The organism is Gordonia sp. B8661-1 (assembly GCF_059427765.1).
Genome location: NZ_JCAHRL010000001.1, coordinates 467,546 through 494,415 on the forward strand (window position 1 = coordinate 467,546; position 26,870 = coordinate 494,415).

Here is a 26,870-nt window from a genome sequence, read left to right on the forward strand (position 1 = left end):
ACCAAAACGGTGTGCGACCGGCCGGACCCACACGGGTGGCCGGTTACGAATCCGCCCAGATGGCGACACCGAAGAGGGCCACGAACAGTACGCACACCACGAGGCCGAGGACACCGAGGATGATGCCGGCGAGCGCCATCCCGTCGCCGCGCTTCATGCCTCCCGAGTTCGCGATCTCGCGCCGCGCGAAAAAGCCCAGGACGATGGCGACCACCGAGAACACGGGGGCCGCGAAGAAGCAGAAGGCGAACGCGGGTGCTGCACAGATCCCCAGGACCAACGAGGCGATCGCGCCGCCGGAGTTGGTCGGTGCCGCATATCCGTATCCGTATCCGGGCTGACCGTACGGTGACTGACCGTACGGCGACTGGGCGTACGGCGACTGACCGTAGGCCGGCTGCCCGTACGCGGCCTGGGCCGACTGTCCCGACGGATCCTGACCGAACTGATACTGACCGTAGGAACTCTGTCCGTAAGAACTCTGACCGTAGGGAGCCTGACCGTACGACGCCTGGCCGTAGGGAGCCTGTCCGTACGAGGCCTGCGGGTTGCCGTAGGCGTCGGGCGCCTGGCCCTGACCGTAGGACGGGTACTGGGTCGTCGGCGTGCCGTGCGGAGCCTCCGGATACGGGGTCGTCGAGGGTTGATCCGTTTCCGGAATCGACGACCATCCGTCGTACCCGGTGCCGGGTCCCGCATCCTGCGGCGAGGCCGCCCCGCCCGAGCCCGGCAGATCGATGTGGGTCGTCGGGTCGGTGGAGCCGGGCATCGGCTCATTCCCGGCGGTGCCGGCGTCCCCGGCGGCATCCGCGCCGTCGGACGGCTGCGCGGGCGTCGCGTCCGCACCGCCGTCGTCACGTGAGTTCGGTGCGTCCCCCGGATCGGACGGATACGTCACGACATCGCCTCCCAGCTCGTGTCTCGCGCCCGCCGCATGCGGCGGAAGTGCCATTCACACTAGTGAATACACTCGACCGGTGTCAGGAGTGGTGTCGGGCTTCACGGTCATCTTCATCGTGGTGGGCATCGGCTACCTCCTCGGCCGCACCCACCTGCTCGGCGACCGGGCGCACGAGGTGCTCTCGCGGCTCGTGTTCTTCGTGTGCACGCCGGCCCTCCTGTTCCATTCGCTGGTCACCTCCGATCTATCGGTGATCTTCTCGCGCACCCTGGTGATCGCCGGGGGCAGCGCACTGATCATCGGCGCCCTGTATGTGGTGATCGCCCGCCTCTGGTTGCGGCTCGCGGTACCCGAACTCGTCCTGGGCGCGCTGGCGTCGTCGTACGTCAACAGCGTCAACCTGGGTCTGCCGATCGCGATCTTCGTCCTGCACGACGCATCCTTCGTCGCGCCGCTGCTGTTGTTCCAGATCCTCATCTATTCGCCGATGGCGCTGATCGCACTCGACCTGACGACCCGCACCGACGACCCGGACGCACCCCGACCATCCACCGTGCGCGATGTCGTCGTCACACCGCTCACCAATCCGATCCTGCTCGGCGGACTCGCCGGGCTCCTGATCTCGCTGATCGGATGGCATCCGCCGGATGCGGTGCTGGAACCGATGAAGATGCTCGGCGACGCCTCGGTCCCGAGTGCGCTGCTGGCCTTCGGCATCTCGCTGACCGGCGCCGCCGTCTTCCGGAAGGGCGAGAGTCCGCGACGACAGATCGTGCTCGCCACCGTCCTCAAGATGGCCGCGATGCCGCTGCTGGTCTTCGTGATCGCGCGCTGGGGATTCGGCGAAACCGGCCAGGGGCTGTTCGCGCAGGTCGTCATCGCGAGCCTGCCCACCGCTCAGAACGTCCTCGTCTACGCCACGCGTTACGGCCGCGGGCAGATCATGGCCCGCGACACCGCGCTGCTCACCACGATCCTGTCCATCCCCGCCATCACCCTCACCGCCGCACTCCTGACCTGACCCGATGATCCCGTGGCGGTGACACACGCGTCCGTCGGCGTGGAATCGCTACGACTCCGGGAGTCTGCGGGGTCGTCGGTGGATGTCGACGCCGCCCATGAGAGCGAGGCCGACGACCCGGACCGTGGGGGCGCCGGGACTACCGCGGCCGACGCCCGAACCACCGAAACCGCCCATGATGGCGAGGCCGTTCGACTCGACCCCGACATCGGGCGGGACCGTGATGTCGATGCCACCCATGATCGCCGTGCAACGGATGGTGAGTACGGGCGCGGTGAACTCGACCTCGCGGAGATCGATCTCGACCCCGCCCATGATGGCCGTCGCCGTGATGGTGTCGCTCACCGCGACGCGGCCACCGATCTCGTAGCCGGACATCAAGGCGAAGCCGTGGCGAACCGGGCGCAGTCCCGACGTGGGCATGACGCGCGTGGCGCCGGGGTCGGCGGTGGGCGGAACCCCGATCCCCAACTGTGCGACCGGAAGGTCGTCAGTGAGATCGTCGAGTTCCCCGAAGGTCTTCGCCACCACGGCTTTTCCCGCGCGATCCTGATATTCGACGGGAGTCAGCGCACCGTTGGACATCGCGGCGGCGAGGATCTGGTGCACGAGTTCACGGTCGGCGTCCGCCGCCCGCAGGTGTGCTCGACGATCGTCAGGGGCCGGGAGGTCGTCGGGAGTGGTCACCCCCAAAGCCTAGCGACCGCCCCTGCCGGCGACCACCCCGCAAACGACGACGATCCGTACACCTGATGTGGGACGATGCAGCCATGGTGCGATTGAGCAAATGGCTGATCGTGGTCGGCGCAGTCGTCCTGGTGCTCTCGCTCGTGGGCGGGGGCATCATGGCATTCGTGGGCTTCAGCCGCGTCGCGGACGTCACGTCCGAGGCCTTCGACGTCGGGACCGGAGTCTCCCGTCAGTTCGACGACGGCGAATCACTGCAGCTGTATGTCGCCGGCACCCAGGATCATCCGGCCGACACCCTGCCGGCCTGCACCGTGTCCGGGCCTGCGCCCACCCGTTCCGGCCCGTCGACCACCAGCACCTTCACTCGCAACCACAGCACCATCACGTCCTTCGCCTCGTACACGTTCGCCGAGTCGGGCATCTACCGGATCACGTGCGACGCACCGGGAGTGGTGGGTGCGCCACCCTTGTCGGTGTCCGGCATCCTCAGCGGTGTGGGCGGCATCCTGCTCGCCGTCTTCGGCGGGATCCTCGGTGTGCTGCTCGTCGTCGTCGGCATCATCCTGCGGATCGTCGGCAGGCGCCGCGCCGCCACACCCGCACCACCCGCTTACGGGGCGTATCCGCCACCGCCGTATCCGCCAACGCCGTATCCGGGGCCGCCCGCACCACCGGCCGACGATCCGCGGCCGGACCGCTGATTCGACGGAAACGCTTGTCCGGCAGTCACTGCCGGATCAGCGGCGGCGTCCGCGGCGGGACCGCAGATAGTCGCCGACGACGGCCGCGCCGAGCCCGTCGATATCCGGCGCCACCACACGTCCACCGATCCGGCGGGCGATCTGATCCATGAAATTCGCCAGCCCCGGATCGTCCCCGAGCCGGAAGAACGTGACCTGCGCACCGAGCCGGGACACATGGTCGAGTTCACGGACCGTGAGCGCGATCGTCTGCGGGTGCGGCGGATAGAAGAAGAACGGCTCCCCCGACGGGTCGAGGTGTGCGGTCGGCTCGCCGTCGGTCACGATCAGCACCACCGGCTGCGCATTCGGGAAGCGGCGCAGATGACGCTGGGCCAGCAGCAGTGCGTGATGCAGGTTGGTGCCCTGCTCCATACGCGGCTGCAGGCCGGTGAGTTCGGCGATGTCGATCGAGCGCGCGTAGCGGCCGAAGGCGATGAGATGCAGTTCGTCGCTGCGGAATCGGGTCGAGATGAGGTGATTGAGTGCGATGGCGGTCCGCTTCATCGGGGTCCACCGGCCCTCCATCTCCATGGAGAACGACGTGTCGACGAGCAGCACCACCGCGGCCTGTGTCCGGGCCTCGGTCTCGGTGATCTCCACGTCGCGCACGTCTATCCGGACCCCGTCGCGGGCCAGCTCGCCTGCGCCGGTCGGCCCCGGCTGCTCGGATGCGGTGCGCAGCACGGCATTCGACACCGTACGCGTCACATCCCAGGGGTCGGTGTCGCCGAAGGCCCACTCCCGTGACGCGCCGGTCGGCTCGCCGAGCACACCGGGCCGCCGGGTCTGGCGATCACCGCGACCGGACAGCTGTTCGGCGATGTCGGAGAAGATCGATTGCCCCAGCTGCCGCATGGCCTTGGGGCTCAACCGGAATTGACCGTCGGCGGTGCGGTCGAAGAATCCCTGCTCGGATAACGCCTTCTCCAGTTCGGCGAGCCTGCGGGCGTCCACCGCCGCCTCGTCCCCGAGCTGCCGTGCGAGTGCGTCGAGATCGATGTCCTCCATCTGGGCACCCGCATACTGCTGGGACAGTTGCTCACTCAGCGCCTCCAGCTCGGAGATGTCGCGCAGTGCGGCAGCACCCGCGCCCAGTCCCATCGGCTGATCGCCCGAGAACGACTGCGCGTCATCCCAGTTCAGCCCCGGCCGGGCATCCCGCAACTGTGCATCCATCTGCGCCAGCTGACTCATCAGCTCCGGTGATCCGAAGGCCTGCTGCGCCAGCTGATCGAGTTCGGCGCGCTGCTCGGGGGTCAGCGAGTTGTAGAACTGCTGTGCGGCGGCCGCCCGCTGGGCCAGCGAATCGATGAGTTCTTCGGTGGTACGCGGATTCTCCGGGAAGTACTCACCGTGCTTGTCCATGAACTGCTCGAAGCGGTCGGTGGTGTCCTCGCCCCGATTATGGGCCGCGAGAAGCTCATTGAGATCGGTGAGCATCTCCGAGATACGCTGCCGGTCCTCGTCGCTCGCGCCCTCGAGGGCCTCCTTCATGCCGGCGAACCGCTGATCGAGCAGTTCCCGGCCCAGCAGATCCTTGATCTGCTCGTAGTCGGCGCGGGCCTGCGGGCTCCGCCAGTCGTACTCCGACAGTTCCTCGACGGCCTGCGCCGTGGAGGCCGGCAGGTTGCCGATCTGCATCTCCGCGAATCGTGCGTCGTCGTCCAGATCACGCGCCAGCTGCTTGCGTTCCTCGAGCACCGCACGGTCGAGCAATTCGCGGATCTCACCGAATGTGCCGTCCAGATTGCGCTGCCGCAACAACTCCTGACGGCGCCGGTTGATCTGCTCACGCAGTTTGTCGAGACCCCGCATGTCATTCGTGCCGCGCCGCAGGAACTCCCGCAGCGCACGCTCGGGCGAGGCACCGGCCATCACGTCGTCGCCGATGTCGCGCAAGGCATCCCGCAGATCCACCGGCGGCGCCAACGGATCCGGGCCGCCGTCGTACCGCTGATAGCGGGAACGGTGAAAACTCTTGTGCACCATGGGTCTCAGGTCTTTCGTCGGTCAGCCACCGTAGACGGTTTGCCCCTCGTCGTCGGCCTCCTTCCCGATCCGCCGCGCCAGGAACAGTCCTTCCAGGGCGAGTTCGAGGGCGCTCGCGCGTTCACCGTCGGAGTCCGCGTCGAGCCGTTGCGCGATCTCGTCGACGACATCGTCGGTACCGGGATGCTCGTGCACCGCGGCGAGCAGATCGGTGGCCGTGACCCGATCACCGGTCACCACCGGCTCCCCCGACTCCAGCGCCGACACCAGAGGCGCCATGTCGATACCGCCCAGATGCGCACGCACCGTGTCGGCCACCGACTTCCGGAGCAGATGTTCGAGGATCTCAAGTTCCCGGCCCTCCTCACCGGACTCGAACTCGATCTTGCCGCGCAGCACCTCGATCACCGACTCCAGGTCGACGACCCGGGCCACCGCGATCTCCTCGCCCGTGACGGTCGCGCGATGCAGGGCCGCGGCCGCGACGGTCTCGGCGCCCGCGATCGAGAACCGCGCGGACACACCGGATCTCTGGTCGATCGACGGGTGATCGCGGGCGTAGCGGGTGAACCGCGCCAGTATCTCGGTGATGACGGTCGGCACCGTCGCGGTGAGGTCGGCCTCCTGCTCGATGACCGACACCTCGTCGTCGAGTTCGAGCGGGTAGTGCGTGCGGATCTCCGCACCGAACCGATCCTTGAGCGGGGTGATGATGCGGCCGCGGTTGGTGTAGTCCTCGGGGTTGGCCGACGCCATCACGAGCACGTCGAGCGGCAGGCGCAGCGAATACCCTCGCACCTGGATGTCGCGCTCCTCCATCACGTTCAGCATCGCGACCTGGATGCGTTCGGCGAGGTCGGGCAGCTCGTTGATGGCGATGATGCCGCGGTGCGCCCGCGGGATGAGGCCGAAGTGGATGGTCTCCGGGTCACCCAGGCTGCGGCCCTCGGCGACCTTCATCGGATCGATGTCGCCGACGAGGTCGCCCACCGAGGTGTCCGGGGTGGCCAGCTTCTCGCTGTACCGCTCCGAACGATGCCGCCATTCGATCGGCAGATCGTCGAGAAGGTTGGCGGCCTTACGGATCGAGCCCGGGGTGATCGGCTCGTACGGGTGTTCGCCGAGCTCGGAACCCGCGATGACGGGGGTCCACTCGTCGAGCAGCCCGGCCAGGGTGCGCAGGATGCGGGTCTTGCCCTGACCACGCTCGCCGAGCATCACCACGTCGTGGCCGGCGATGAGTGCACGTTCGAGCTGTGGGACGACCGTGGCCTCGAAGCCCACGATGCCCGTCCAGGGATCGCGGCCCTCGCGCAACGCGGTCAGCAGGTTGTTGCGGATCTCGTCGCGGATGCTGCGCTGGACATGCCCACTGGCCCGCAGTTCACCCAGCGTACGAGCGCTCGGCGGGCGTGATTCGGTGGTCTGGGAACCGGATGCGGTGACGTTCTCGTCTGACACCCCATCCACGCTACTCCGCGCCCCCACGACCCTGCCGCCACTCGATCCACCCCGGGGTCAGGGGGCTCGCCAGGCCGGGTCGCGGCCGATGAAGCCGATGAGCCGGTCGACCGGCGAGGCGTCGTCGGGTACCGGCACCGCAGGCCCGTACTGGCCCGAGCCGCGCAGCAGATCCTCGATGCCCGCCATGCCGTCGAGCATCGTGGCGGCGAAGCCGTCGTCGAGGCGGGGATCGGCTCCGATCGCCGTCGCCAGATCCCAGGTGTGCATGTAGACATCGGCGGTATAGAACCGGTCGATCGCGTCGGCGAGCCGATGTTCGCCGGCCATGGGATGCCGGAACATCTCCTCCGCCGGCGAACCGTCGAGCAGCGCCTGTACCGCCCCGGTCTGCGCGCGCCAGGCAGCAGACGGATCGTCGGCGACGTCGGGCCCGGCCGGCAGGATCACACCACCGGCGGCGAGGAAGTCCGGGAACCAGCCGACGAGATGCGCCACCACGTCGCGCGCCACCCAGTCGTCGACCGGCGTCGGCGCATCCCAATCCGTCACGGAATCAACGACTTCGGCGAACCGCGCCGCGACGAGCCGATGACGCTCGCCGGGCGCGGCCCCGGACAGTGACATGCTCACCGGGCGACCTCATCCGACGCGAGCAGACCGTCGAGCTTGGCGTATCCCTCGTTGACGCCCACCTCCATGCCGGAGGCGAGCCAGCCGTCGCGGGCCTCGAAGCTGTCGCACAACGACTCCGCGTGCAGCCGCGTGGTCCCGTCGCCGAGGTCTTCGAAGCGCAGGGTCTCCAGCGACACCGCGTCGGGCATCTCCTCGAAGGTGAAGGTCTGCACGATGCGGTCCTCGGACACGGTGTGGAAGCACCCACGGAATCCGTAGTCCTGGCCTTCATGCGCGGACACGTAACGCCAGCTGCCGCCGTCGCGCGCATCCCACTCGACGATCCGGGTGGACGTCGCGTCCGGTCCCACCCAGCGGACGTACAGGTCGGGATCGATGTGCGCCTTCAGCAATTGCGCAGGCGTGCCGCGGAAGTCGCGGGTGATCCGGATGATCGGCACCTCCTTGTCGGCTTCGATGACGGCCTCCGCATACCGGTTCTGCACTGTGCTCATGATGCCTTTCCTTTCGGTCGCTTCTTCGGTGTATCGCCGTCCCCGCGCTCGGCGGCGGGGCCGTCGTTCATCTCCTCCAGCAGCGCGTCGAGGCGCTGATAGCGGTCCTCCGCCTGACGGCGGTATCGCTCGATCCACTTCGTCATGAGGTCGAACACCTCTGCTTCCAGATGAACCGGGCGGGTCTGGGCCTCCCGGCCGCGGGTGACGAGACCGGCGTCCTCCAGCACCTTCAGATGTTTGGACACCGCCTGGATGCTCACGTCGTAGGGCTTCGCCAGCTCACCGACCGTCGAATCGGCCACCGCGAGCCGCGCGACCATATCCCGTCGCGTCGGGTCCGCCAGCGCCGCGAACACCTTGGACAATTCGTCTGCCACCGTCACTCCTCAACCGTTTGGTTGAATACGAGCGTGCACCCTGATGGTCGCCGTTGTCAACCCATTGGTTGAATAAAGATTCGCGGACCGGGCTCCCACAAATTCTTCACGTGACAGCACCGCCGACCGGATAATCCGGTCGGCGGTGCTGTGAGGTGAACTTTTTGTGACGGTCTGCGCCTGCCGGACTACCCCGTGACGCCGACGGGAATGTCGCCACGCAGCGTGATGCGGTGCATGACGCGGCGGGCGGCGTGTTCGCCACGGTCGTAGTCGCGGTTGGCGTAGTGCAGAGTATTCCGGTTGTCCCACATGACCACATCACCGAGACGCCACCGATGCCGGACGATGTGTTCGGGCTTGGTGAGATGCGCGTAGAACAGGTCCAGCAGGCTGCGGCTCTCGGCCTCCGAGACACCCTCGATATGCGAGGTGAAGCCCGGATTCACGAACAGTGCCCGACGCCCCGTCTCCGGGTGCACACGGACCACCGGATGCCGCACCGGCACGAGCTGGGTGACTTCCTTTCCGTCCCACTGGTTTCCACGACCACCGCGACGCTGCGCGAGGTAGTAGCCGAACTCCCGGTTGCCGTCGTGCACCGCGACGAGTTCGTCGGCGAGGCGACGAACCGGCTCGGACAAGGACTGGTAGGCCAGCTCGGCGTCGGCCCAGTTGGTGTCTCCGCCGTTGCGCGGCAACGCGATCGGCCGCAGGATCGAGCCGAGGGGCGGGCGCTCCATGAAGGTCACGTCGGTGTGCCACACGTCGGCGAACCCGTTGTCCGCACTGTCGAGTGCGTACATCTCCGCCGGCACGTCCCCCGAATCCCACACCGGGTGTCCCGCGGTCAGATCGCCCAGGCGACGCCCGAACTCGACGTGCCCGGGATCGTCGAGTTCCTGATCGCGGAACACGATCACCTTGTACGTCACCAATGCCTGCCGGATGGCGACGATCTGATCGTCGGTGGCGGAGGCGATGTCCACACCGCGGATCTCCGCTCCGAAGTTCGGGCCGAACTCGTCGACGTCGAATTCCACACCTGCGCTGGGAGCGAGGCGAGCAGGATGTATGTCCCTCTCGGCGACGGTGCCGGTGGCGACGGGTGAGTGCGTGGTGACGGTCATTCCGTCTGTCTACCGGCGCCGACGGAGCCGAACCACGGTTTATCGCACGGCGATCGAAAGTCGGCGCATCAGCTCGCGGCCTGTTTGACCGCGGCACCGATCTCGGCGCGCAGCGCGGCGAACTCCGGTGACTCCCGCAGCTCCGTCGGATCTATGCCGGTGCGCGGCAGCGACGACGGGATGTCGAGGACGATCCGGCCCGGACCGCGACTCAGCACAATGATGCGGGTTCCCAGGAACGCGGCCTCCTCCGCCGAGTGGGTGACGAACACGTTGGTGCGCCCCAGGTCGGCGCTCACCGACCGCAGATCCTCCTGCAGCCGTTCCCGAGTCAGGGCGTCGAGAGCGGCGAACGGTTCGTCGAGCAGGAGCAGCGAGGTGTCCGCCGCGAGGGCCCGGGCGATCGCGACCCGCTGCTGCTGTCCGCCGGAGATCTCCCAGATGCGCCTGTCCGCGATGCCGTCGAGTCCGACCCGGTCGAGCAGCGCGTCCCGGCGTGCTGCCCGCTCCCCGCGTGGCACATCCGCGTACTTCAGTGCGAGGTCCACGTTCCCGCCGACCGTGCGCCACGGGAAGAGCCTCGGCTGCTGGAACACCACCCCGGCGCTGACGCCCGGCACCGGTAGGGCTCCCGCGACCTCGAGGTCGCCCGCCGACGGCTGCTCGAATCCGGCGATGAGGCGGAGCAGCGTCGATTTGCCGCAGCCCGACGCACCGACGAGGACGACGAACTCACCGGGCGCGATGTCGAGATCCACCGGGCCGACTGCGGTGACCGCCCGCGCACCGGTTCCGTAGGACCGGGTCACGCCCCGCAGGTTCACCGCGGCGGCCGGCCGCGGTGTGGCACCGACGGCACGTTCCTCGGTGTCACTGAGCGGCGATGGCACCGGGCAGTCCTCGCGTGTAGATGGCGTTCTGGAACACGGCCAGGTCCGGCGCAGCCGGAATCTGGTTCTGCTGCACCAGGAATTCGGCGGCGCTGTGGAGATTCCGTGCGACATTCCCCGGCTTGCCCTCCGTGCCGAGCCATTCCGGTGAGGTCAGCTGGTCGACGGTCAGGAAGGTGCCCTGCCGCAACTGGTCGGCCGCTTCCTGCGGGCTGCTGCCGATCTGCGCGGCCACCGCTTCCGATGCCGCCTTCGGGTCGTCGGCGATCAGGCGAAGGGCACGCGCCTGCACTGTGCGCCAGGCATCCACCGCATCCGGGTGCTGCTTCGCGAAGTCGGTGGCCACGACGCCGAGGTCGAGGGTCGGCTTGCCCGCGGTGGCCAGCTGGCGACTCGCGATGAGTGTCTTGCCGGTTGCGCGCAGTTCGTCGAGCGTCGGCAGCCAGGTGTAGACGGCGTCGACATCGCCTCGCTGCCAGGCGGCCAGGGAGGCCTGCGGCTGGAGATCGATCAGATCGACGTCGGAGGCACGCAGACCCGCCTGCGACAGGGCCGCGAGCAGGCTGTAGTGCGCGGTGGACGCGAAGGCCGTCGCCACCCGCTTGCCGCGCAGATCGGCGACCGTGTTGATCCCGGTTCCGTTGCGCGCCACCAGGGCTTCGTTGTCACCGGCCACGTCGAGGACGAACGCCACCTGATACGCGATGTTCAGTGGCGCCGACAATCCGCGCGCGACGGGACTGGATCCGAGGGCGCCGAAGTCCACCTGCTTCGCGACGAAGGCGGTGTTGACGTCGGCTCCGGAATCGAATTTCGTCCACTTGATCTGGTATTCGGGCAGCGCGTCCTCCAGCCAGCGATTGTTCTTGACGATCAGGTCCCCGCTCGGAAAGTTCTGGTAGGCAAGGCGGATCGTCGGCTTGTCGCCGTCGCCGGAGTTCTCGACCGAGCAACCGGCGAGCACCACGGCCAGTGTGCTCACCATCGCCACGAAGGCGGCCACGCCGGACCGGATTCGGAATCGTGTGGAATTCATGTGTTGCTCATACCTTTCCGCGCCACGGGATGACGCGCCTTTCGATCGCACGGAGGATTCCGTCGATGATGAGTCCGGAGATTCCGATGGCGGCGATGCCGACGAGGACGACCGGTGTGTTGTTGTAGTTGCTGGCGTCCTTGACCACGCCACCGATGCCGGGGAGGCCGTTGAACAGTTCTGCCGCGACGACCGAGGAGTACGCGATGCCGACCGAAAGCCTTATTCCCGTGAAGATCTCGGGCAGAGCCGACGGCACGACGACATCACGGATCACCTCGCCCCGGCTCGCACCGAGTGCACGGGCGGCCTCGATCAGCCCGACCGGCGCTCCCCGGACCGCGGCGGTGGTCGCCACCGCGGCGGGCGGCAGCGCGGCGAGTGCCAGCAGCGTGATCTTCGGTGCCTCGTCGATGCCGAGCCAGATCACCAGCAGGAAGAAGTAGGCCAGCGGTGGCAGTGCACGCAGGAAGGTGAGCCACGGTTCGAGGAGTCGCTGCAGCCATCCGATGGTGCCCATCGCCAAGCCGAGGAGCACACCGGCCGCCACGCCGATCACCACACCGGCGAGGACCCGCCGGAGCGTCATGTAGAGGTGTTCCCACAGAAGATAATCCGCGTAGCCACGCACACCGTCGTGCGTGGTCGACAGATCGACGAACGCCCGCCACACGGTCGGCAGGCGGGGCACGAAGGTCTCCGACCAGATCCCGCTCACGGCCACCAGTTGCCAGACGATCAGGAACACCGCCAGCGACAGCAACGGCAGGCCGACAAGCGTCAGGGCCGAACGCCACCTCGGTACGGTCTCGTCGCCGAGTCGCTCGGCGACGGTGTCCTCGGGTCCGGGTCTCTCCACGCCGGAATACACACTCACCGTGCATGTCTAATCCGGGCGCGAACGGATCACCATCTTTTCCGTCGCCGTGAGGGAAAGTCGCGTCAGTGCACGGCGAGCCAGATCGCCAGTCCCAGACCACAGATGCCGACGGCGATCCGAAGGGGGGTCGCGGGGATGCGTTTCACCACGGGCGGACCGCACCAGCCGCCCCCGAGGCAGCCGATCGCCATGGCGAGGGCGGCCCACCAGTCGACGGAACCGACGATCATGAAGACCACGGCCGCAACGGCATTGGCCACACCCAGGTACACCGATTTCGAGAGAGTGGCCCGCCAGACCTGCTCACTGGTGACCACCAAAGTCAGTGCCAGGTACATGATTCCGGCGCCGGCCCCGAAATATCCGCCGTAGACGGAGATGACCAGCACCCCGGCCAGCCACGCGACGGGGCGATCGGTGTGCTCGGCGGCGGCCAGCTTCCGCAGATACGGTTGCGCCAGCAGGGCCAGCGCGGCGATCGCGACCAGTCCGGGGACGATCACCTCGAAGGATTCGGGTGAGCCCAGGCGCAATGCGACGGCGCCGATCCCGCCACCGATCAGAGCCGCGATCACCCCGGCGATCAGGTGCCTGCGATTGCCGTCGAGCAGGACGCGGCCCGACCGGGTGGTGCTGCCCACGCCGACCGCCACCATCGCGACGGTGTTGGTCATGTTGGCGGTGACCGGCGGCAGACCGACGGCCAGCAGCGCCGGATAACTCACCACCGACGCCATACCGGTGATGTACCCGATCAGCCCGGCCCCGAATCCGGCCAGAATCAGGAGGCCGAAGTCGGCGATGTCCACGACGAATTCAGCGGTCGATCAGTGCGCGAAGTGCCGCGCACCCGTGAGATACAGCGTCACACCCGCATCCGTGGCCGCTTCGATGACCTCGTTGTCGCGGATGGAGCCGCCCGGCTGCACGATGGCGCGCACACCACCGGCGATCAGGACCTGCGGTCCGTCCGGGAACGGGAAGAACGCGTCGGAGGCCGCGACACTCCCCTTCGCCCGGTCGCCCGCGCGATTGACCGCGAGGTGACAGGAGTCGACACGGTTGACCTGCCCCATGCCGACACCGACCGAGGCACCGTCCTTCGCCAGCAGGATCGCGTTCGACTTCACCGAACGGCAGGCGCGCCAAGCGAATTCCAGATCCTTGAGCGTCTGGGCATCGGCGGGCTCACCGGCGGCCAGGGTCCAGTTCGCGGGATCGTCGCCGTCGGCGTCGAGGATGTCGCGCTGCTGCAGCAGTACGCCGCCGGAGATCGGCCGCATCTCGGCGCCGCCACGCTGCGGGGCGGGCGCGGTGAGGATGCGGATGTTCTTCTTGCGGGTGAGGACCGACAGTGCGCCGTCGGCGAATCCGGGGGCGATGATGACCTCGGTGAAGATCTCGGCGACCTGTTCGGCCATCTCGACGGTGACCTCCCGGTTCGCGGCGATGACGCCGCCGTAGGCGCTGACCGGATCGCAGGCGTGCGCCTTGCGGTGTGCCTCGGCGATGTCGGCGCCCACCGCGATGCCACAGGGGTTGGCGTGCTTGATGATCGCGACGGCCGGCTCGTCGAAGTCGTGGGCGCTGCGCCAGGCGGCGTCGGCGTCGGTGTAGTTGTTGTAGCTCATCTCCTTGCCGTGCAACTGCTCGGCGGAGGCGAGACCACCCCCGGACTGATCCACGTACAGCGCCGCCGCCTGATGCGGGTTCTCGCCGTAGCGCAGGATCGACGAACGATTCCAGGTGGCGCCCAGCCAATCCGGGAAGATCTCCGACTCGGCGGACGGCGCAACCACCGACGACATCCACGACGCGACGGCGACGTCGTAGTCCGCGGTGTGCCGGAATGCCTTGGCGGCCAGGGCCTGGCGCTGGGCGAGGGTGAAACCGCCCTCGCCGAGTGCATCGGTGATCGCGGAGTAGTCGGAGGGATCGACGACGACCGCGACCGTCGGATGGTTCTTCGCGGCACCGCGCACCATGGAGGGACCACCGATGTCGATCTGCTCCACACACTCGTCGGGTGCGGCACCGGACGCCACGGTCTCGGTGAACGGATACAGATTCACGACGACGAGATCGAATGCGGCGACGCCCAATTCGTCGAGCTGCTCGAGATGGTCGGGCTTGCGGGAGTCGGCGAGGATGCCCGCGTGCACCTTCGGGTGCAGGGTCTTCACCCGCCCGTCGAGGCACTCGGGGAAGCCGGTCACCTCCGACACCTCGGTCACCGGAACACCCGCCGCGGCAATGTTCTTCGCGGTCGACCCGGTGGACACCAGTTCGACCCCGGCACCGTGCAGTGCGGTGGCCAGGTCGGCAAGACCCGCCTTGTCGTACACGCTGACCAGCGCGCGTCGGATCTGCCTGCGGTCGCCGGCGGAGGGGCTCTGTGCGTTCACGGGATGTCGGCCTTTCGTCCGTCGATCTGTACACCTTTGGTGACCAGTGCGGTCACCACGTCGGCGAGCAACGTGCGCTCGACCTGCTTGATTCGTTCGTGCAACGACGCCTCGGTGTCGTCGGCAAGCACCTGCACCGGTTCCTGAGCGAGGATCGGCCCGGTGTCCACCCCGTCGTCGACGAGATGGACGGTGGTACCGGTGACCTTGACGCCGTGCGCCAGGGCGTCGGCGACACCGTGGGCGCCCGGGAAAGCGGGCAGCAGTGCCGGATGCGAGTTCACGATGCGGCCGGAGAACCGGGAAAGAAAAACCGGACCAAGGATTTTCATGAATCCGGCGGTGACGATCCAGTCCGGTGCGACCGAGGCCACCTGTTCGGTGAGCGCGGCATCCCATGCGGCGCGGTCGGGATGGTCGCCGAGACGGCAGTCGATGAGCGGGATGTCGCGTGCTCGCGCGGTCTCGGCGGCCCGGCAGTCCCGGTCGACGACGATGGCGACGACCCGGAAGGGCGGCTGCGGCACGGTCGTCCGTTCGAGGAGTGCGTCGAGCAACGATCCGGTCCCCGACGCCATCACGACCACCGGGACGGGAGTCTCCGGGGGTGCGCCGACCGTCGATGCATGGTGCTCGGACGGGGCGGCGTTCACACCCGAAAGCCTAGTGGGCAGCGGTTACGTGCCGGTGGGCGGGTCGTCGGGTGTCCGGCGCCGTCAGTTCCGGCGTCCGGCCAGGCTGTCGGTGTCCGACTCCTCGTCCTCCCACGCGTCGTCGCGGTTGGTGTCGTCGGCGTGGGTGTCGTCGGCGTCGGCATCGGTCTCCGACTCGTCGTCGACCTCGTCCCACTCGTACTCGTCGTCGTACTCGGCGTCGGCGTACTCGGTGTCGTCGTCGTACTCGGTGTCGTCGTCGTACTCGTCGTACTCGGCGTCGTAGTACCCGTCGTCGTACTCGTCGGTGACGTAGTCGTCCTCGTAGCCGTCGTCGTCGTAGAGGTCGTAGTCGTCGTATCCGTCGGTGTAGGCGGCGTCCCGTGCCGCACGTGTGGACGGCAGACTGCCGTAGATCAGTGCGACGACGAGGCCGACGACCACGATCCAGCCGAGCGTGAACACCCCGACGGTCGGCACGGTGACGCCCACGGCACCGAACTCACCGAGAGCGCCGCCGGAGAGCAGCGACAGGATCACCATGATCGACGCGGCGACCGCACCCGCGACTCCCACGGAACGGATGTTCACCAGCGGATCGACGTTGCGGCACCGCAGCGCCACGACGAGTGCGATGGCCAGCGGCACCAGAAGCCCGGCGTATCCCCACACCCCGGCCCCGGATTCGGGCAGCACACCGAGGATCGGCAACGGAGGGAACGGTCCCGCCTGCACCTCGGTGAGATTCACCGAGGTGGCACCCACATGGGCGTCCGCGCCCAGCACCACACTGGTCGCGCCGACGATCACATTCGGCAGGTACAGCACCGAGAGCGCGGTGAGTCCGAGATAGCCGTCGAAGTCGTTACCGGTGCCGAGGACGTCACCGACGACCTGCCAGCGCAGCAGCAACCGGAGAAGCACCAGGACGGCACCGACGGTCAGCAGCGCCACCGCCGCGGCGAGCCCCAGCCGCATCCCCCGCCGGTCGGCCGGCGTGACGGTGAGCCTGCCGCCCAGTTCGTCGCGGCGCCGCCAGAGGATGCCGCCCGCGGCGGCGGCCGCGTGAATGCCCAGCGTGTAGCCGAACGCGGCGAGCGCCATCGGGCTCTGAATCTGCGACACCGACGAACCGTCCATCACGACCGCCAGCGAGAGCGCAGTGACCAGCATCGGGCCGCCGATGGCGGAGAAGAAGACGGCGAGCAGCTCCGACCGCGGACGTTCGGGTCCGCTGGCCCCGGCGGCCATCCGCGCGGTGGCGCAGGCGATCAGGAGTGTGGGAAGCAGCGGCAGCACGCCGATGGTGACACCGCTGATGGTCACCGGCACCTGGTGGACGCCCAGCCAGGCGGCGCCAAGGGTGGCGCCGAAACCGCCGAATCCCCCGCCGGCCAGCAGCAGGACCGCGACCACGACGGCAAGGATGACCAGCAGTGCGAGCAGCGGCACACCGAATGCCACCACGATGAGTTCGCGTGCCGACGCGTCGACCGTCGCGCGCTGGGCACGACTCGATTGCCGCACCTGGCGCAGACGCGACGCGAGATTCTCGGCAGTTGGCGATGGCATCCTCCTGAGCCAATCACGCCAGCTTCTCCTCATCCGGCAGACGCGCCGCACGAACCCCAGAAAGCGACTTGCGTCGCATGTGTCGCAGCCCGCCGCACGCGCGGAACGGGCGGCATCCACGGATCCCCACACGGATGACACGTGAGCGGGGCGTCGACCGGATTATCCGGTCGACGCCCCGCTCAGGTGAATTCTGTGTGGGATCAGGCGGTCACTGACCGCCGGACTGCTCCGGCTTCTGGAACACCGTGGTGGCGTTGTTCGCCTCGGATTCCGACGCCGCGGCCGCACCCTCGGACGAGTACGTACCTGCCGACGCCTCCGAGGCGTAGGACACGGACGGACTCGCGTCCGAGGCCGACGCCCCACCGAACGACGCACCGTAGGTCGGTGCCGACGGAGCGGAAGCCGACGACTGCGAGGTGGACGACTGCGAGGTGGACGACTGCGAGGAATCGGCCTGATAGGTGGGTGCCGACTGCTGATAGGTCGGCACCGACTGCTGCGCCTGGCCGTAGGCCGACGGGTCGTAGGCGGACTGCGTGGTACCGCTCGCACCGAAGCTCTGCGTCGCACCCGCGCTGGAGTAACCGGCGGCGTGACCCTGTCCCTGCGCCTGCTGCTGCGTGGTGTCGTATCCCGCCACCTGCTGCTGGACCTGCGGCGTGACCGCGGCCGTCTCGTCCTCGGTGGCCACGGTGGCCGGGGTGTCGGCCGACGGGGCGACCTTCACCTGTCCGAGCACGGTGAGCAGCCAGAAGATGGCGACACCGCTCGCGATGAGGAGCAGCGCCAGCTGAATCCAGCCGGATGCGCCCACCGACGGCCCCTCCGTAACCACGACGCCCGGCGGGACGTCGAGTCCGGCGAGCGGATCGGCTGTGCTGATCTTGATCACCGAATAGAGGTGTTCGACGGTCGCCGCGAGGGTCGCCGCCGCCACCACCGGGACGATGACCTTGTGGGTGAGCTTCGGCAGAGTCCACAGCAGCGCAAGGATGCCGATGAACACCCCGAGCCAGACGTACGCGCCGGAGCGCCAGAAGCCGACGATCGCGGTGATGAAGAGCAACGCGGCGAGCGCGTACGCGAGGATCTGGCCGATGTTCGCCGGCAGTCCCTGGCTCGGCGGTTTCGGCGGGGTGTAGGCGCCGTACTGTCCCTGCTGCGCATAACCCTGCTGCTGGCCGTAGCCCTGTTGTCCGTAGCCCTGCTGACCGGCCTGGCCGTAGCCCTGTTGTCCGTAGCCCTGCTGGCCGGCCTGGCCGTAGCCCTGCTGTCCGGCCTGTCCGTAGCCCTGCTGGCCGTAGCCCTGCTGACCGGCCTGGCCATACCCCTGCTGGCCATAGCCCTGCTGACCGTAGCCCTGCTGACCGGCCTGACCGTAGCCCTGGCCATAGCCTTGCTGGCCATAGCCCTGCCCCGCCTCGGGCTGCTGGCCGTATCCGGATGATCCCGGCTGGTAAGTCATTGGAATCTCCTGCTCAGTTCGTTACGTCCCCGCGGTGAGCACATATAACGGCCACCACGCTAGTACATGTTCTTGCCGAAACCACAGGGTGCCGATCACCGTCGGCGCTCCGGCAGCGCCATGACCTCGACAGACTTCGCGTCCCGAGAGATTTACTCGGTCATTCGGATGACGCCTACGACCAATGATGCTCTCGTCCGCGCTCCGCGTACCAGTCCACCAGGGCGAAATCGTCGACGGCGCGCGGATCCACATTGACCTCGGAGCGGCCCGCGAGGACGGCGGTCACCGGCACCTCGAGCTTCTTGCCGGTGCGGGTGTGCGGAATCCCCGGGGCCTCGATGATCTCGTCGGGCACGTGCCTGGGCGACAACCGTGTCCGCACGGCCGCCGCGACGCGGGCGCGCAGATCGTCGTCGAGGGTGGCGCCGGGCACCAGGGTGACGAACAGCGGCATCCAGTAGGCACCACCGGGGCCGTCGACGCCCAGCACGAAGGCCTCCGCGATCTCGTCGATGCCCTCGACCACCTCGTAGATGTCGGCCGAACCCATGCGGATGCCGTGCCGGTTCAGGGTCGCGTCGCTGCGTCCGTGGATCACCAGCGACCCTCGCGACGTGACGGTCACCCAGTCGCCGTGCCGCCACACCGGCGCCGGCGGCGGCGTCTGCCACTCATGGTCGAAGTACGCCGCCCGGTAGCGCGCGCCGTCCGGGTCGTCCCAGAAGGACACCGGCATCGACGGCATGGGCGCGGTGATGACCATCTCCCCGACCTCGTCGACGAGCGGCGTCCGATCCGGGTCCCAACTCTCCAGCGCGACACCGAGATAACGCACCGACAGTTCACCGGCGACCACCGGGACCCCGGTGGAGCCGCCCGCGAACGCGGTGACGACGTCGGTGCCACCGCTGATGGAGGAGATCGGCAGACCGGCGGCGACGTTGTCGTCGACCCAGCCGAACAGGTCGGCGGCGAGGGTGGATCCGGTGCTGCCGAGCGTACGCAGCGACGAGAGGTCATGCTGTGCACCGGGTTTCAGTCCGGCCTTGCGGGACGCCTGTAGTTGCCCCGGACTCGTGCCGAAGTAGGTGACGTGCTCGTCGTCGACGATCTGCCACAGTCGGTCGGCATCGGGGTACAGCGGCGAACCGCTGTAACAGACGATGCGGGCACCGCAGAGCAGTCCGGCGACCTGATAGTTCCACATCATCCAGCTCAGTGCGGTCTGCCAGAAGAAGACGTCCGACGGCCCCAGATCGCCGTGCAGCCCAGCGGCTTTCAGGTGTTCGAGCACCACACCGCCGTGGCCGTGCACGATACCCTTGGGCCGGCCCGTGGTGCCCGAACTGAACAGCACCCAGAGCGGATGACCGAAGGGCACCGGCACCGGATCGACGTCCGGACCGTCCGAGCGGACCGCGGCGCCGTAGTCGATGACTCGCGGTTCACCGTCCGCGACGGCCTCATCGGTGCCACCGACGACGATGTGAGCCGACAACCCGGGCAGCAGTCCGGCCAGGGCACGACTGTCGGCCGTCTTGTCGATGTCCTTGCCGCCGTAGCGATATCCGGTCGCACTCACAAGGACCGTGGGGTTCAATTGCGCGAGGCGGCCCGCGGCCCCCTCGGGTGCGTAGTCCTGGCCGCACCCCGACCAGATGGCGCCGACCGCGGCGGTGCCCAGGAACGCGATCACCGCCTCGGGGATGTCGGGCAGATATGCCGCCACCACATCGCCGGGTCCGACGCCGCAGTCGGTCAGGGTGCGGGCGAAGCCGGACACGAGACGCGGCAGGTCGGCCCACGCGATCTCGGTGCGCGTGCCGGACTCGTCGATGCCGACGATCGCCGCCCCGGGCAGATCGGCGTGGCGTAGCACGGCATCGACGTAGTTCAGGCGCATGGCCGGAAACCATTGCGCCCCCGGCATATCCGACGATGCGAGAACGTCGTCATCGGCGCCGCCGAGAGTGCCGTCGGCGATGGCGTCGAGATCGAAGTGTGCCCACACCGTCCGCCAGAACGCGGCCGGGTCGTCGACCGACCACTGCCACAGATCGGCGTAGCGGCCGAAGGATCGCCCCGTCCGAGCCTCGGCGAGTGCGGTGAACTGCTGCATTCCGGAATTCGTCCGGCCGTCGTCGGACATCCGTTCAGAGTCCGAGCATCTCGGTCGCCTCGGCACGCATCTGCACCTTGCGGACCTTTCCGGTCACCGTCATCGGGAACTCCTCCACCACATGCACATAGCGCGGGATCTTGTGCCGCGCGATCTTGCCGTCGGCGAACCGGCGCAGATCCTCGTCGGTGAAGTCCTCGACGCCGTCGCGCAACCGGATCCACGCCATCAGTTCCTCGCCGTATTTCGCGTCCGGCACACCGATCACCTGTGCGTCGAGGATGTCGGGGTGGGTGTAGAGGAATTCCTCTATCTCCCGGGGGTAGATGTTCTCACCGCCCCGGATCACCATGTCCTTGATGCGGCCGGTGATCTGCACGTATCCGTTGTCGGCCATCACCGCCAGATCGCCGGTGCGCATCCAGCCGTCGCCGTCGACGGCCTCGGCGGTCTTCTCCGGCTCGTTCCAGTAACCCCGCATCACCGAGTAACCGCGCGTGCAGAATTCGCCGGTCTCGCCGCGGGACAAGGTGTCTCCGGTCACCGGGTCGATCACCTTGATCTCCAGATGGGGACCGACCCGGCCGACCGTCCCGACCCGCAGTTCGAGCGGATCGTCGACGCGGGTCTGCGTGGACACCGGCGACGTCTCGGTCATGCCGTAGCAGATCGACACCTCACCCATGTGCATGCGATCGACCACCTGGCGCATCACGTGTTCGGGGCAGGGCGATCCGGCCATCACCCCGGTCCGCAGGGTGGACAGGTCGAAGTCATGGGTGTCGCCGCGCTGATCGAGCAGGGCGAGTTCGGCGATGAACATCGTCGGCACCCCGTACAGGCTGGTGCAGCGATGGTCGGAGACCGCCCGCAAGGTCGCCTCCGGATCGAAGGCCGGAGCCGGAATCACCATGGTCGCACCGTGACTGGTGGCGGCGAGATTCCCCATGACCATGCCGAAGCAGTGATAGAAGGGCACCGGTAGACAGATGCGGTCGGCATCGGTGTATGCCAGCAACTCGCCGACCAGGTAGCCGTTGTTGCCGATGTTCCGATGGGTCAGCGTCGCACCCTTCGGGAATCCCGTTGTCCCGGAAGTGTATTGGATGTTGATCGGATCGTCGGGGCTCAGCGACCGCGCGATCTCGTCGACGCGCGCCAGCTCGTCGGCGGCCGGATCCGCCAGCAGCGCCTCCCATTCCGGCGACTCGAAGAGCACCACCTGCCGGAGGTCCGGGCACGACGGACGGGCCTGCTCCAGCATCGATGCATAGGCCGAATCCTTGAAACTCTCCGCCGCGACGACCACCTCGATGCCGGACTGCGCCAGGGCGTACTCGATCTCGTTCTGCCGGTACGCCGGGTTCAGGTTGACCAGGATCGCGCCGATCTCGGCGGTCGCGTACTGGATCAGCACCCACTCGAACCGGTTCGGCGACCACACACCGACCCGATCACCGGTGGACACCCCCATCCGCAACAGGCCCGCCGCGATCGCGCGCACGTCACGGTGGAATTCGGTGTAGGTCCACTGTCGGCCGGCGGTGGCGTCGATGAGGGCGACGTTGTCGCCGTGGGCCGCCACCGTGCGGGCGAGCGTCGCACCGATCGTCTCGGTCAGCAGCACGGGCGTGTCCTCGCCCTTCGCGTACGCCGGTTCACTCATCGTCTTCTCCGGTTCTTCCGTCGGAAATCCGTCAGTCGGGAACGTCGTCCGAGGTGGGCACGCCCTCGAGCGCCTCCACCCGTGCCAGTACGACCTCGGCCTGCCGCAGCACCGGGCCGTCGATCATCTGTCCGTCGATGCTGAACACTCCCCCGCGATGTTCGGCCGATCCCTCGACGACCTGTCGCGCCCAGGCGATCTCGTCGTCGGAGGGGCGGTAGCCGTCGCGGATGTACTCAACCTGCGACGGGTGGATGCACGCCGTCGCGGTGTAGCCGAGGGCCACCGCGTCACGGACCTCCGCGATGAGGCCCGTGGTGTCGCGGAAATCGAGATGGACCGAGTCGACCGCGAACTTGCCGTGCGCGGCGGCGGCGATGCGGACCTGCGAACGCACGAACTGCGCGACATCCCGATAGGTGCCGGGGCGGTCCTCGTCGGGGCCGAAGCGACTGGATTTGCCGCCGAGTCCGGCCACCAGATCTTCGGCGCCCCACATCAATCCGATGCAGTTGACCGCCGCCGCGATCTCGTTGACGCGGGTCGCCCCCAGAGGGGTCTCGATCAGCGCGATGGTCTGGATCGCGGTGTCGACGATGGTCTGGGCGTCCTCGGCCTTGGCCTGCATGACGACCCGGTAATTGGTCTCGCTGATGGCGGCCAGGTCCCGGCGGTAGTCACCGGTGCCCGCGGGATTGATCCGCACGATGGTCCGATCGGGGTCGAGCGGATTGGCGATCATCGCCTCGCGTGCGGCGGGCCGGTCGTCGGGGGCCACCGCGTCCTCGAGATCCAGGATCACCACATCGGCGCGTTCCATGGCCTTCCGGTAGCGCTCCGGGCGGTCGGCCGGGCAGAACAGCATCGCGGGGCCGGGCGGTGTCCAGGCGTTGGACGTCTGGGTGCCCGGGACGTCGGGCAGCTGTGGATTCGGCCTTGTCATCATCACTCCACGGGTTGTTTGCGCACGAGGGTGGCACGGACGGCCCGTGCCACGATGTCGCCGTGCTGGTTTCGTCCGATGTGGGTCAGGTTCACCACGCCCTCGCCGGGGCGCGACTTCGATTCTCGCTTGCCGATGCACTCCGTTTCGGCGTACAGCGTGTCGCCGGCGAACAGCGGTGCGGGAAAGGCGATCTCACTGAAGCCCAGATTGGCCACCAAGGTGCCCTGGGTCAGCTGCGACACCGACAGACCGACGATCGTGGACAGCGTGAACATCGAATTGATGAGGCGCTGGCCCCCGAATCCGGGCTGCTGCGCCGACCACGCGGCATCGAGGTGCAGCGCCTGGGTGTTCATTGTGAGCGTGGTGAACAGGACGTTGTCGGCCTCGGTCACGGTACGTCCGGGCCGGTGTTCGTAGATCGTGCCCTCGTCGAATTCCTCGAACCACAGGCCGCGCTGCACGATCCGCTTGTTCTCGCTCATGCGAAGCCCAGTTCCCGTGCGATCAGCATCAGCTGGACCTCGGTGGTGCCCTCGCCGATCTCCAGGATCTTCGAGTCGCGGTAGTGCCGGGCGACCGGATACTCGTTCATGAATCCGTAGCCGCCGTGGATCTGCGTGGCCGTGCGTGCGTTGTCCATCGCGGCCTCGCTCGCGATCATCTTCGCGATCGACGCCTCCTTCTTGAAGGGCTTGCCCGCCAGCATCTTCGCCGCCGCGTCGTAATAGGCGACGCGGGCCACATGGGCGCGGGCCTCCATGCGCGCGATCGCGAAGGACACCGACTGGTATTCCCCGATCGGCTTGCCGAAGGACTGCCGTTCCTTCGCGTACTTCACACTCTCGTCAACGCACCCCTGTGCGACCCCGGTGGACAGCGCGGCGATGGCGATGCGCCCCTCGTCGAGGATGGACAGGAAGTTGGCATAGCCGCGGCCCCGTTCGCCGAGCAGATTCTCGGCGGGCACCCGCGCGTCGGAGAAGGACAGCGGGTGGGTGTCCGAGGCGTTCCAGCCGACCTTGTTGTAGGCCGGTTCGGCGGTGAATCCCGGAGTGTCCGAGGGCACGATGATGGTGGAGATCTCCTTGCGACCGCCATCGCGGGCACCGGTCACCGCGGTCACCGTGACCAGCGAGGTGATGTCGGTACCGGAGTTGGTGATGAACTGCTTGGCGCCGTTGATGATCCACGAGTCACCGTCCTCACGGGCGGTCGTCGCGGTGGCCCCGGCGTCGGAGCCCGCGCCGGGCTCGGTGAGACCGAAGCCCGCCAGCGCGCGGCCCGCGGTGAGATCGGGAAGCCAGCGCTGCTTCTGCTCTTCGGTGCCGAACCGGTAGATCGGCATGGCGCCGAGGCTCACCCCGGCCTCCAGGGTGATGGCGACCGACTGGTCGATCTTGCCCAATTCCTCGAGGGCGAGGGACAACGCGAAGTAGTCGCCGCCCATGCCGCCGTATTCCTCGGAGAACGGCAGGCCGAACAGACCCATCTGCCCCATCTGCGCGATCACCTCGTACGGAAAGCTGTGCTCCGCATCGTGTTTCGCGGACACCGGCGCCACAACCGATTGCGCGAAGTCGCGCACCGAGTGCATCAGGTCGGTGTATTCCTGGGTCAGTTCCATCAGTTCTCCTTCGGTGCCGCATCCGCGGCCTCGGTCCGGATGCGGGCCAGTGTCTGTCCGGCGTCGACCTTGTCGCCGACACCGACCGACAGGTCCACCGTGCCATCGGCGGGCGCGGTGAGGGTGTGTTCCATCTTCATGGCCTCGACGATCACGATCGGCATGCCCTCGACCACCGCGTCGCCATCGGTTGCCGGGACCGCCACGACGGTGCCGGGCATCGGACTCAGGATGTCGCCGGCCGCCTCGCCGGCCGCCTCGTCGAGCAGCGACCGGGCCACCTCGAGTTGCCAGGTGCCACCCGGTCCGGACACCCACCAGGTGTCCCCGACCAGCGCGCGGGCCCACGACTGGCTGACACCGTCGACGATCAGCCGGCGAATCTCGGTGCCGTCCCGGTGGATTCGCCGGTACTCGATCCCGGCCGTCCACGGTTCTCGCGACGCCCCGCTGATCGAGTAGCCCGAGGCGCCAGCCGAGGGCGTATCGAGATCCTCGGCACTCACGGTCGCCGTACCCCGCAGCAAGCCCTCGCCGGCCTCATCGACGGTCACCGCGACGGTGAAGTGCTGTCCGCCTGCGACGAGTCGTGTGATCACGGGTGCGGGCTCACCGATCCGCCAGCCGACGGCACTCGACCAGACGTCGCGCGGGTCGCGGGGACCGATCCGCGCGACCGCGGCCAGCACCAGCGCCTCCGGAACCGGTTCGGGCACGGCGTAATCCGCGACCAGGCGATCCAGCAGTTCGGTGTCCAGCCGGGCCTCGACGACCTCGGGCCGCGCGAGCACGAAGCGGCAGAAGTCGATGTTCGTGACGACGCCGAGCACACGGGTGTGGGCGAGGGCCTGATCGAGGCGTTCGATGGCCTCGGCGCGGTCCCTGCCGTGGGCGATGACCTTGGCCAGCATCGGGTCGTAGTCGCTGCCGACCGTCAGCCCTTCGGCCATGGCCGAATCCACGCGGACCCCGGTTCCCGGCGAGGTATCCGGCTCGGCCAGACCGGCGATCGTGCCGCCGGTGGGCAGGAATCCGTTGGCCGGGTCCTCGGCATAGACACGTGCCTCGATGGCGTGTCCGGTCATCGTCACGTCGTCCTGCGCGATCTCCAGCGGCTCCCCGCGCGCGACCCGGATCTGCTGTTCCACCAGGTCGATTCCGGTCACCAGCTCGGTCACCGGATGCTCCACCTGCAGGCGGGTGTTCATCTCCATGAAGAAGAAGGTGTCCGGCCGGTGCGCGGACACGATGAACTCGACGGTGCCCGCGCCGGTGTAGCCGACGCTGCGGGCCGCGTCGCAGGCCGCCTCCCCGATGCGGGCGCGTGTCTGCTCGTCGAGCAGCGCCGACGGCGCCTCCTCGATGACCTTCTGGTGCCGCCGCTGCAGCGAGCATTCACGCTCGCCGAGGTGGATCACGCTGCCGTGGCCGTCGGCCAGGATCTGCACCTCGATGTGTCGCGGGGTGTCCACGAAGTGTTCGAGGAACAGCGAGTCGTCGCCGAAGGCCGCACCGGCCTCCCGCCGGGCCCGCTGCAGTGCATCGGGCAGGTCGGCGGCGGTCTCGACGCGATGCATGCCCTTGCCGCCACCGCCCGCGCTGGGCTTGATGAGGACCGGGAAACCGATGTCGGGGGCCGCGGCGATGAGGTCGTCGTCGGTGAGTCCGGGTCGCGACAGTCCGGGCACGACCGGCACGTCACGCTCGGACACCGCCGCACGGGCGGTGATCTTGTCGCCCATGGTCGCGATCGCGGATGCGGGCGGGCCGATGAAGATGCTGCCGGCGTCGGCCAGTGCGGCCGCGAATGCCTGGTTCTCCGAGAGGAATCCGTAGCCGGGGTGCACGGCGTCGGCCCCGGTCTCCCGTGCGGCACGCACCACGGCGTCGATGTCGAGGTAGCTCTGCGTCGCGGCGGCCGGCCCGATCCGGACGGCGACGTCGGCGGCCCGGACGTGCCGCGCGTCGGCGTCGGCGTCGGAGTACACGGCGATGCTGCGGATCCCCATGCGCCGCAGAGTCTCGATGACCCGGCAGGCGATCTCGCCGCGGTTGGCGACGAGGACACTGTGGATGGTCCGCACGCCCGGTGCGCTCGTCCGCGTGGTCCCGGTTGTTCCGGTCATGTCGGTCTTCTCAGTCATGTCTGTCTCGGTC

At 68.2% G+C, this 26,870-nt stretch carries 24 protein-coding genes; 2 read left to right on the forward strand and 22 right to left on the reverse strand.

Annotated features, from left to right (window positions below; all coding sequences use genetic code 11):
• Positions 1 to 43: 43 nt before the first annotated feature.
• Entirely contained in the window at positions 44 to 898 is an 855-nt protein-coding gene (locus AC4JJG_RS02185; protein WP_495405736.1) for a DUF4190 domain-containing protein, read from the reverse strand.
• A gap of 79 nt (positions 899 to 977) precedes the next feature.
• On the opposite strand from AC4JJG_RS02185, the gene AC4JJG_RS02190 reads away from it, so the two are divergent.
• A complete protein-coding gene (locus AC4JJG_RS02190) occupies positions 978 to 1,922 on the forward strand; it encodes an AEC family transporter (RefSeq protein WP_495399154.1) in 945 nt (314 codons plus the stop codon).
• A 48-nt stretch (positions 1,923 to 1,970) separates the two neighbouring features.
• On the opposite strand, the gene AC4JJG_RS02195 is transcribed toward AC4JJG_RS02190, so the two are convergent.
• Positions 1,971 to 2,609 carry a DUF1707 SHOCT-like domain-containing protein gene (locus AC4JJG_RS02195; RefSeq protein WP_495399153.1) on the reverse strand — a complete coding sequence of 213 codons (639 nt, stop codon included), beginning with the start codon at positions 2,607 to 2,609 and terminating at the stop codon, positions 1,971 to 1,973.
• Positions 2,610 to 2,692: 83 nt separating this feature from the next.
• Here AC4JJG_RS02195 and AC4JJG_RS02200 point away from each other — a divergent pair, with 83 nt between their 5' ends.
• On the forward strand, positions 2,693 to 3,313 hold the full coding sequence (locus AC4JJG_RS02200) for a hypothetical protein (RefSeq protein ID WP_495399152.1): 621 nt from the start codon (positions 2,693 to 2,695) through the stop codon (positions 3,311 to 3,313).
• 36 nt (positions 3,314 to 3,349) lie between these two features.
• Here the strand turns inward: AC4JJG_RS02200 and AC4JJG_RS02205 are convergent, their stop codons facing one another.
• From AC4JJG_RS02205 to AC4JJG_RS02300, 20 genes are all read right to left on the reverse strand, one after another.
• Positions 3,350 to 5,344 carry a vWA domain-containing protein gene (locus tag AC4JJG_RS02205; RefSeq protein ID WP_495399151.1) on the reverse strand — a complete coding sequence of 665 codons (1,995 nt, stop codon included), beginning with the start codon at positions 5,342 to 5,344 and terminating at the stop codon, positions 3,350 to 3,352.
• Positions 5,345 to 5,365: 21 nt separating this feature from the next.
• A complete protein-coding gene (locus AC4JJG_RS02210; protein ID WP_495399150.1) occupies positions 5,366 to 6,814 on the reverse strand; it encodes a sigma 54-interacting transcriptional regulator in 1,449 nt (482 codons plus the stop codon).
• Positions 6,815 to 6,862: 48 nt separating this feature from the next.
• On the reverse strand, positions 6,863 to 7,432 hold the full coding sequence (locus AC4JJG_RS02215; RefSeq protein ID WP_495399626.1) for a TIGR03086 family metal-binding protein: 570 nt from the start codon (positions 7,430 to 7,432) through the stop codon (positions 6,863 to 6,865).
• A gap of 2 nt (positions 7,433 to 7,434) precedes the next feature.
• Positions 7,435 to 7,935, reverse strand: a complete 501-nt coding sequence (locus tag AC4JJG_RS02220) for an SRPBCC family protein (protein ID WP_495399149.1) — start codon at positions 7,933 to 7,935, stop codon at positions 7,435 to 7,437.
• Positions 7,932 to 8,315, reverse strand: coding sequence for an ArsR/SmtB family transcription factor (locus tag AC4JJG_RS02225; protein WP_495399148.1), 384 nt, complete (start codon positions 8,313 to 8,315; stop codon positions 7,932 to 7,934). The genes AC4JJG_RS02220 and AC4JJG_RS02225 overlap by 4 nt, the downstream gene beginning before the upstream one ends.
• A 188-nt stretch (positions 8,316 to 8,503) precedes the next feature.
• Positions 8,504 to 9,445 carry a TauD/TfdA dioxygenase family protein gene (locus AC4JJG_RS02230; protein WP_495399147.1) on the reverse strand — a complete coding sequence of 314 codons (942 nt, stop codon included), beginning with the start codon at positions 9,443 to 9,445 and terminating at the stop codon, positions 8,504 to 8,506.
• A gap of 68 nt (positions 9,446 to 9,513) precedes the next feature.
• Entirely contained in the window at positions 9,514 to 10,269 is a 756-nt protein-coding gene (locus AC4JJG_RS02235; RefSeq protein WP_495399625.1) for an ABC transporter ATP-binding protein, read from the reverse strand.
• A gap of 46 nt (positions 10,270 to 10,315) precedes the next feature.
• A complete protein-coding gene (locus AC4JJG_RS02240) occupies positions 10,316 to 11,320 on the reverse strand; it encodes a taurine ABC transporter substrate-binding protein (RefSeq protein ID WP_495399624.1) in 1,005 nt (334 codons plus the stop codon).
• A gap of 58 nt (positions 11,321 to 11,378) precedes the next feature.
• Entirely contained in the window at positions 11,379 to 12,155 is a 777-nt protein-coding gene (locus tag AC4JJG_RS02245) for an ABC transporter permease (protein ID WP_495399623.1), read from the reverse strand.
• A 158-nt stretch (positions 12,156 to 12,313) separates the two neighbouring features.
• On the reverse strand, positions 12,314 to 13,060 hold the full coding sequence (locus tag AC4JJG_RS02250; protein WP_495399146.1) for a sulfite exporter TauE/SafE family protein: 747 nt from the start codon (positions 13,058 to 13,060) through the stop codon (positions 12,314 to 12,316).
• A gap of 18 nt (positions 13,061 to 13,078) precedes the next feature.
• A complete protein-coding gene (gene purH, locus AC4JJG_RS02255) occupies positions 13,079 to 14,656 on the reverse strand; it encodes a bifunctional phosphoribosylaminoimidazolecarboxamide formyltransferase/IMP cyclohydrolase (RefSeq protein ID WP_495399145.1) in 1,578 nt (525 codons plus the stop codon).
• On the reverse strand, positions 14,653 to 15,234 hold the full coding sequence (purN, locus tag AC4JJG_RS02260) for a phosphoribosylglycinamide formyltransferase (RefSeq protein WP_495399622.1): 582 nt from the start codon (positions 15,232 to 15,234) through the stop codon (positions 14,653 to 14,655). The genes purH and purN overlap by 4 nt, the downstream gene beginning before the upstream one ends.
• 138 nt (positions 15,235 to 15,372) lie before the next feature.
• Complete coding sequence (locus tag AC4JJG_RS02265) at positions 15,373 to 16,881, reverse strand: cell division protein PerM (RefSeq protein ID WP_495399144.1); 1,509 nt, start codon at positions 16,879 to 16,881, stop codon at positions 15,373 to 15,375.
• A gap of 211 nt (positions 16,882 to 17,092) precedes the next feature.
• Positions 17,093 to 18,352 (reverse strand): hypothetical protein, encoded by a 1,260-nt coding sequence (locus tag AC4JJG_RS02270; protein WP_495399143.1) that lies wholly within the window; start codon positions 18,350 to 18,352, stop codon positions 17,093 to 17,095.
• Between the two features lie 175 nt (positions 18,353 to 18,527).
• The gene (locus AC4JJG_RS02275; RefSeq protein ID WP_495399621.1) at positions 18,528 to 20,474 is read right to left on the reverse strand and encodes an acetoacetate--CoA ligase; all 1,947 of its coding nucleotides are present in this window, start codon (positions 20,472 to 20,474) and stop codon (positions 18,528 to 18,530) included.
• A gap of 34 nt (positions 20,475 to 20,508) precedes the next feature.
• Entirely contained in the window at positions 20,509 to 22,140 is a 1,632-nt protein-coding gene (locus tag AC4JJG_RS02280; RefSeq protein ID WP_495399142.1) for an AMP-binding protein, read from the reverse strand.
• 31 nt (positions 22,141 to 22,171) lie between these two features.
• The gene (locus AC4JJG_RS02285; protein WP_495399141.1) at positions 22,172 to 23,083 is read right to left on the reverse strand and encodes an HpcH/HpaI aldolase/citrate lyase family protein; all 912 of its coding nucleotides are present in this window, start codon (positions 23,081 to 23,083) and stop codon (positions 22,172 to 22,174) included.
• A gap of 2 nt (positions 23,084 to 23,085) precedes the next feature.
• On the reverse strand, positions 23,086 to 23,571 hold the full coding sequence (locus AC4JJG_RS02290) for a MaoC family dehydratase (RefSeq protein WP_495399140.1): 486 nt from the start codon (positions 23,569 to 23,571) through the stop codon (positions 23,086 to 23,088).
• Positions 23,568 to 24,713: an acyl-CoA dehydrogenase family protein gene (locus AC4JJG_RS02295; RefSeq protein WP_495399139.1), complete on the reverse strand. Its 1,146-nt coding sequence runs from the start codon at positions 24,711 to 24,713 to the stop codon at positions 23,568 to 23,570. Before AC4JJG_RS02295 ends, AC4JJG_RS02290 begins: the two co-directional genes overlap by 4 nt.
• Positions 24,713 to 26,839 (reverse strand): acetyl/propionyl/methylcrotonyl-CoA carboxylase subunit alpha, encoded by a 2,127-nt coding sequence (locus tag AC4JJG_RS02300; RefSeq protein ID WP_495399620.1) that lies wholly within the window; start codon positions 26,837 to 26,839, stop codon positions 24,713 to 24,715. Before AC4JJG_RS02300 ends, AC4JJG_RS02295 begins: the two co-directional genes overlap by 1 nt.
• Positions 26,840 to 26,870 lie beyond the last annotated feature (31 nt).